The organism is Bifidobacterium miconis, from assembly GCF_019331735.1.
Taxonomy (GTDB): Bacteria; Actinomycetota; Actinomycetes; order Actinomycetales; family Bifidobacteriaceae; genus Bifidobacterium; species Bifidobacterium miconis.
In genome coordinates this window covers 1-1,909 of sequence record NZ_JAHBBH010000080.1, presented here as the reverse complement: position 1 = coordinate 1,909, position 1,909 = coordinate 1, and the positions used below count along the sequence as shown (strand labels likewise).

1 protein-coding gene is annotated in these 1,909 nt (G+C 58.6%); it reads left to right on the top strand.

Features of this window, described 5'->3' with window-relative positions:
* Window positions 1–23: 23 nt before the first annotated feature.
* Window positions 24–1,909 (top strand): InlB B-repeat-containing protein (locus tag KIH79_RS12660; protein ID WP_219059710.1); only part of this gene is annotated, 1,886 nt, incomplete at its 3' end.

The window sequence follows — 1,909 nt, the reverse complement described above, 5'->3', positions numbered from 1 at the left end:
CCCTAGAAGAAAGGTTCCTGACTATGACAGGAAACAACAAGGTTTGGCGCGCGCCGCTCGCCGGCCTCGCCTCGCTGGCCATGCTGGCCACGATGGGCGTCGCCGCGGGTACCGCGAACGCCGCTAATTCGGTGGCTCATCCGGCCGCGAAGACGGTTACGGTGAAGTTCGACAAGGCCACTAATTCGACGTCCTATTCCGCGTATGCGGGCGAGACGATCACGGACGCGATCGGCGGCTACGCGAACATCCCGGGCTACGCGAACGTTGCCGGCGACAACAAGGTGTTCGGCGGCTGGTCGCTGGATGGCAAGACCCCGGTTGATTTCAACACGAAGCTGACCGGCAGCGTGACGCTCAAGCCGATCGAGCTTGAGGAGTACTACGGCGCGAAGCTGGAGAACCTTGGCGTCGTGAAGATTGACTTCGAGCAGGGTATCGCTGGCGTGCAGACCCCGTTCGGCAAGACCGCCTCCTACGCGAAGGACGCGAAGAAGGGTGATGCCGCTGAAAGCACCGAGTACGCGGTGTATGTTGCTCAGGGCACGAAGCTGTCCGACAACCTTCTGCCGAAGGACGTTGTCGATCATCATCTGTACACGAACTATTCGATCGATGGCGTCAAGGGCCAGCTCAAGGGCCTCGAAGTCGCTGATCCGAATGGCGATGAGGCTGAGGTTCTTACCATCAAGGCCGGCGATCAGGTCGATGCAAAGATCGCTACATTCGATGCCACTTCCACGGACCCGAACAAGGATCTGACTGATTTTGGTTATCCGGTTGGCGCGAAGTCCGACGGCACTCCTGATAGCGTGCTGAAGGTTGATGTGACTGACGCGTCGAAGGCCGCCGCTCCAGCGTGGTTCACAATCCCGCAGGACACTGACGCCTATCCGAACGCCACGACGAAGACCGTGTCTTCTTGGAAGATCAGCAACACTGCTAGCAACGGTGATGTCACGTACGTGCCAGGCGGCACTTCTGCGGTGTACAAGGTCACCTTCGTGGTCGACGGCAACACTGTCAGCACTCAGGACGTGAATTCCGAGGGCGAGCAGTGGGCAGCCCTGCCGAAGGACACCCCATCCAAGGACGGCTTCACGTTCGCCGGCTGGCAGCCGAAGGACGGCAAGTTCAAGACCGCGCTCACCTCGTACCTGAAGAACCAGGGCGTGGACGTCAGCAAGGCTGAGAACGTTCTGGTGACCACGGAGAACGACGCGATCAATAACATCAAGATCGAGGAGAACACGACGTTCAATGCTGTGTGGTACAACAAGACCACCGGTATCAAGGTCACGTTTAAGGATGCTTCCTACAAGGGTCATCAGGCTTCTGTGTCGAAGACGGTTGCTGGTGGCGCGTTCCTTGACGAGTCCCTCGCTCCGGCGTGGACCCGTGACGGCTACTACCTCGCCGGCTGGAAGCTGACCAAGGTCTCCGGGAACCAGATCCTCACCAATGATCCCAAGAAAATCTTTACTCTTGGCGATTTGGTGACCCTGGATTGGCAGGTTGGCGACAAGACCGCTGACTTCGAACTTGAGGCCGTGTGGAAGCAGGTTTCCGCTGACGCTGTCGAGGCTGCTCTGCAGTATGTCGATGGTTCCGTGAAGAGCAATAAGCTGTTCACTGCGAAGTCTTGGGCTGATTACGCAGCTGCGTACGACAAGATCTACAAGGAGTACGAGACCGCCAAGTATCAGGCTCCGGCTTCCGGTATCGATAAGGCCACTTCGACCAAGATCGTGACCGAGCTGAAGGCCGCTTGGGAGAAGCTCGTGTTCGCTCACAACACTGGTGCCGACCTGTACGGCGACACCACGGTTCATCGTCTGTCGAAGGGCGGCGAGCACTTCTACACCGCCGATGCTGCCGAGCTGAAGGTTCTCACCAGCAAGCTGACCAC